General features: G+C 72.8%; 5 protein-coding genes. All 5 read left to right on the top strand.

Features of this window, described 5'->3' with window-relative positions; translation table 11 throughout:
* The first annotated feature begins 258 nt into the window (after positions 1-258).
* The 5 genes from ACIQE0_RS38655 to ACIQE0_RS38635 all read left to right on the top strand — a co-directional run bounded on the left by ACIQE0_RS38655 (position 259) and on the right by ACIQE0_RS38635 (position 4979).
* Entirely contained in the window at positions 259-522 is a 264-nt protein-coding gene (locus ACIQE0_RS38655) for a DUF3311 domain-containing protein (protein WP_402341067.1), read from the top strand.
* Complete coding sequence (locus tag ACIQE0_RS38650; protein WP_402341064.1) at positions 519-2036, top strand: sodium:solute symporter; 1518 nt, start codon at positions 519-521, stop codon at positions 2034-2036. Before ACIQE0_RS38655 ends, ACIQE0_RS38650 begins: the two co-directional genes overlap by 4 nt.
* Before the next feature lie 197 nt (positions 2037-2233).
* Positions 2234-2539, top strand: a complete 306-nt coding sequence (locus ACIQE0_RS38645) for a DUF6412 domain-containing protein (RefSeq protein ID WP_366340306.1) — start codon at positions 2234-2236, stop codon at positions 2537-2539.
* 329 nt (positions 2540-2868) lie between these two features.
* Positions 2869-3972 (top strand): YidC/Oxa1 family membrane protein insertase, encoded by a 1104-nt coding sequence (locus ACIQE0_RS38640; protein WP_402341061.1) that lies wholly within the window; start codon positions 2869-2871, stop codon positions 3970-3972.
* A 137-nt stretch (positions 3973-4109) separates the two neighbouring features.
* Entirely contained in the window at positions 4110-4979 is an 870-nt protein-coding gene (locus ACIQE0_RS38635; protein WP_402341059.1) for a fumarylacetoacetate hydrolase family protein, read from the top strand.
* The last annotated feature ends 199 nt before the right edge of the window (positions 4980-5178 follow it).

Raw genomic sequence — 5178 nt, 5'->3', positions numbered from 1 at the left:
TGTGCCGGACGTAAAGCGAAGCAGTCCGGCACACCCCTACCGCCCCACAGACCCGGCACCGCACCCGACAAGCCCCGCGCAGCGGATAGGCACCGCACCCGACAACGCCCCGCGCAGCGGACAGGCACCGCACCCGACAAGCCCCGCGCAGCGGACAGGCACGGCGGGAAAGCCAGCAACGTGGGAGGCAGGCCCAGCGCAAGCGTCACGTGGGAGGCAGGCCAGCGCAAGCGTCACGCAGGCGCCTACTCTGCGGACGTGCGAAACCAGTCCCCCGGCGGCTCGTCCCCGGGATCCCGAAAACGTCCCGCGCTGCTCTGGCTGCTGCTGCCCTATGTGCTGTTCCTGGTGGTGCTGCCGCTCGTCAACCGGGTCACCCCGACCGTCCTCGGCCTGCCGTTCCTGTTCTTCTGGATGCTGCTGGCCACCCTGCTGACCCCGCTGTCGGTGTGGCTCGCGCGCCGCGGCGACCTCCGGCGCGGGTACGGCCGGGACGGCGAACCGAACGGGGGCCGCACGTGAACGCCACCGTCGCCACCGCGATCTTCGCCGCGTTCATGGTGCTGACCGTCGTCCTGGGGCTGCTCGCGGTCCGCGGCAAGGGCGCCGGCGGCGGGCTCACCGAGTGGTCGGTGGGCGGCCGCAGCCTGGGCACCATCTTCATCTGGGTGCTGATGGCCGGCGAGAGCTACACCAGCTTCAGTTACCTCGGCGCGGCCGGCTGGGGCTACAACTTCGGCGCCCCCGTCCTCTACGTCCTGGCCTACATGTCCTGCGGCTACGCGATCGGCTACGTCGTCGGCCCGATGCTGTGGGCCTACGCCCGCCGCCACGGCCTGGTCGGCATCACCGACATCGTCGCCCACCGCTACCGGCGGCCCTGGCTCGGCGCGGCCGTCGCCGTCCTCGCCACCGTCTGCCTGCTGCCCTACATCCAGCTCCAGATCACCGGCATGGGCGTGGTCGTCTCGACCATCTCCTACGGCGCGATCAGCCTCAACTGGGCCTATTTCATCGGCTTCGCGGTCACCACCGGCTTCGTCGTGGTCAGCGGACTGCGCGGCAGCGCCTGGGTGTCGGTCCTCAAGGACGTCCTGGTCATCGCCACCCTGGGCTTCCTCGCCTGCTACGTACCGCTGCACTACTTCGGCGGCTACGGCCCCTTCCTGCACCGGATCGTCGCCGAGAAGCCGGAGTGGCTGACCTTCCCCGGCCACGCCTCCGGCGGCCTGGGCCAGTCCTGGTTCATCACCACCACCCTGGTCAACTCCCTGACGGTGGTGATCTTCCCGACCACCGTGGCCGGCTACCTGGGCGCCCGCAACGCCGACGTGCTCCGCCGCAACGCGATGTACCTGCCCTTCTACAACGTCCTGCTGTTCGTGCCGATGCTGCTGGGGCTGGCGGCGCTGTTCGTCGTCCCCGGACTGACCGGCGCCGGCTCCAACCTGGCGCTGTTCAAACTGGTCGTGGACTCGCTGCCGGCCTGGGCGGTCGGGGTCATCGGGGTCGCCGCCGCGCTCTCCTCGATCGTGCCGATGGCGGTCTTCATGCTGGTCATCGGCACGATGTGGGGACGGAGCGTGCTGGGCGCTGTGCCCAGGCTGGCGTCCCGGCAGAAGCTCTGGTCGCAGGTGGTCGTGGTGATCGCCGGCGGCCTCGCGCTGCTGCTCACCTACACCGCCCCCAACACCCTGGTCCGGCTCTCCCTGATCTCGTACGAGGGCATGGCGCAGTTGGTTCCGATGCTGTTGTTGGGGCTGGTGTGGCGGCGGTTGACGATGCCTGCGGCGGTGAGCGGCCTGGTCGCCGGCTTCGCCCTGGTGTGCTTCCTGGTCTTCGGCGGCCACGACCCGATCTGGGGCGTCAACGCGGGCATCGTCGGCCTCGCGCTGAACGTGGCGGTGGCCCTGGCGGTGACCTGGCTCGGCCCGCGCGAACGGGGCGACGACCGGCCGGACGCCGAAGTCCTGGCGCTGGAGGACGAGTTCCCCCGGTCCGAGGCCACGGCCGGGACCGCGGCCGGGGCGGGGTGACCGGCCTCCGATGACCCTCCGGCCGCCGTGGCACCACGTCACGGCGGCCGGTTCACTTCTCCGAGTGAATCCCCGAACAGGCTGTCGCGGTCGGTCGGGTGTGCGGTTAGTCTTGAACGCACGGTCGGCCGACGGCCGGACCGACGACCGGTGAAGTGCCGGCAAGCGCGGGGGAGCGCTGGGGAGGGGGACACCGGATGTACCGCATCGCCGATGCCTGGCGGCTCTACACCAGCGCACTGTTCTTCCTGCTCGCCGGACTCCTGCTCGCGCAGAGCGGGGTGACGACGGCGCTGGCCGCCGCCGCGACCACCGCCGCGGTCCTGCTGTTGTGCAGCGCCCTGGCGCTGGCCGCCACCGCCCGCCCGGTCCCACCGGGCCGCATACGCACGGCCATCCGCGACCGTGAGCGCCGTACGGCGTTCCTGCCGCAGCGCGATCCCGACGCCGCCGGCCGCCCGCGCCCGCGAGCACCCGGCCGCGCCCTCCCGGCGGCCGCGTAGCCGCTCCGGCGCCCCTCCCTCCCCAACGCCCGGATTCCTTCCGGTGCTTCGGGGACAACTCAGCGCACCCGCGGTGACCGCCACCGGCCCTCTCCGGCCCGCTCTCACCGCCCCACCCAGCCGCGATGAGCCCTCACCCGCCTCGGCCTCGACGCGTCCGCATCGCCACTCCGCACGCTGAATCTCCACCCCGATGCGTACTCATCAGGCTCGGACCGGCCCATCCCGCCCTGTTCCGCCCTGAGTTGCCACTGCGCCGGCGCGTGTCCGCGCGGTTCGTCACGCCGTACCACCCATCTGGCACGACGAGACCCGTGGAGGGCTCACCCATGTCCGTTTTCGGCATCCTCGGCGAGGCGTTGGCGCGCGGCGCCGAGGTCATCGAACCGCTCTTCGGCACCGCGGCCACCGCCGCCGCCATCGTCCTGTTCACCCTCGGCGTCCGCGCCGCCCTGCACCCGCTCGCCCGGGCCGCCGCCCGCGGCGAGAAGGCCCGTAGCGCGCTCGCCCCGCACGTCGCCGCCCTCCAGCGCAAGTACCGCGGCGACCGCGAACGCCTCCAGCAGGCGATGGCCGACCTCTACGCCGAGAACGGCTCCTCGCCGCTGGCCGGCTGCCTGCCGATGCTGATCCAACTCCCCGTCTTCTTCGTGATGTACCACCTCTTCTCCACCGGGAACGGCACCCTCCTCAGCCATACGCTGCTGGGCGCCCCGCTCGGCGGGACCTGGCGCCAGGCGCTCGCCGACGGCGGGGTCGCCGGGCCCCGGGGGCTGGTCTACCTCGCGCTGTTCGCCGTGATCGCGGCGGTCGCCACCTGGAACTACCGGCGCGCCCGGGCGACCATGGCCGCGGCCCCGACCGCCGCGGCGGACACCGCGGCACCCGGTACGGGCGCGATGACCACGATGAACAAGCTGATGCCGCTGCTGTCGTTCGGCACCCTGATCACCCTGGCGGTGGTGCCGCTGGCGGCCGGGCTCTACGTGGTGACCACCACGACCTGGACGGCGTGCGAGCGGGCCCTGCTGCACCGGGACCGCACCCCCGCGAGCCGGCGCAAGGCGGACGAGGACCGGAACCAGCACGGGGATCAGGACCGGGAGCCGACGGGGATCCGGCGATGGCTCCCGGCCCGGAAGCCCCTGCGGGAGGCGGCCGTTGCGTCCGGCATCGCGTCCGCCGGTGAGCCCGCCCGCCGCACCCACGCTGCCGCCGACGACGTCCAGGTCCCGCAGACCGCCCAGGGGGAGGCCGCTTCCTCGTCGCCGCAGCCGGCGGTGCGGCGGAGCGGGCCGAAGACCCGGGCCGCGCGGCAGAAGGCGGCCCGGGCGCGGGCCAACACCACGGCGCGCAAGGGCGGACCGGGAAAGCCGACCGGCTCGGACCGGTCCGGGAAGGGCGCCGACCCGGTCGTCCCCACTCCCCGGTAACGGTCCAGTCCGTGAACGGGGTCTTGCCGAGCGGACCGCGTTCTTGGACGATCGGCCGCATCGCTCGATGGCCGTCCCCATCGGCCGGTCCGGGAGGCCCCTCCCGGGCCGACCCTTCGACCACGGGAGTGCAAACGGTGAAGCTGCTGCGTGTGGGAACGGTGGGGGCGGAACGCCCGGCGCTGCTCGACGGGTCCGGCGTGCTGCGGGACCTGTCGGGCCTGGTCCCCGACATCGACGGCGCACTGCTCGCGGACGACGCCGCGCTGGCCCGGATCCGGGCCGCCGCGGCCGCCGGCGACCTGCCCGCACTGGACGCCGACGGGCTGCGTGTGGGCCCACCCCTGGCCCGGATCGGCAAGATCGTGTGCATCGGGCTGAACTACCACGACCACGCCCGCGAGACCGGGGCCGCCACCCCCGAGGAGCCGATCCTCTTCATGAAGGCCCCCGACACCGTCGTCGGCCCGAACGACCCGGTCCTGATCCCGCGCGGCAGCGTGAAGACCGACTGGGAGGTGGAGCTGGCGGTGGTCATCGGCCGGACCGCCCGCTACCTGGACTCCCACGAGCAGGCGCAGGCGGCGGTGGCCGGTTACGCGGCGGCGCACGACGTCTCCGAGCGCGCTTTCCAGATCGAGCGCGGCGGCCAGTGGGACAAGGGCAAGAACTGCGAGACGTTCAACCCGCTGGGCCCGTGGCTGGTGACCGCCGACGAGATCCCGGACCCGCAGGCGCTGGGCCTCAGGCTGTGGGTCAACGGCGAACTGAAGCAGAACGGCACGACCGCCGAGCAGATCTTCCCCGTGGCCGAAGTGGTCCGCTACGTCAGCCAGTTCATGACGCTGTACCCGGGCGACGTCATCAACACCGGCACCCCGGCCGGGGTGGCGATGGGCCGCCCCGCCCCCCAATCGTATCTGCGGCCCGGCGACGTGGTGGAACTGGAGGTCGACGGCCTGGGCCGCCAACGGCAGGCGCTGCGAGCGGCTTCGCTCCCCACGTGACGCTTGCGATTGGCTTCGCCTTCTACGTTTTTGGCTTTCCCGCCGTGGGGGTTGCTGCTTGTTGCGCCTGCGGCGCGGGCTGAGGTGTCCGCTGCGTGTTGCTGTTGTCCGCTGCGCGGGGCTGTTGGGTGCGGTGGCGGGGCTGCGGGGCTGGGGGTGTCCGGACTGCTGCGCTTTACGTCCGGACACCCCCAGCCCC

The organism is Streptomyces sp. NPDC093097 (assembly GCF_044754325.1).
GTDB lineage: Bacteria > Actinomycetota > Actinomycetes > Streptomycetales > Streptomycetaceae > Streptomyces.
This window is presented reverse-complemented; position numbering and strand designations above follow the sequence as displayed.

Bases quoted from the DNA above. Each gene is read 5' to 3' on its own strand.
- ACIQE0_RS38640 (WP_402341061.1), top strand. From the start codon at position 2,869: ATGTCCGTTTTCGGCATCCTCGGCGAGGCGTTGGCGCGCGGCGCCGAG.
- ACIQE0_RS38645 (WP_366340306.1), top strand. From the start codon at position 2,234: ATGTACCGCATCGCCGATGCCTGGCGGCTCTACACCAGCGCACTGTTC.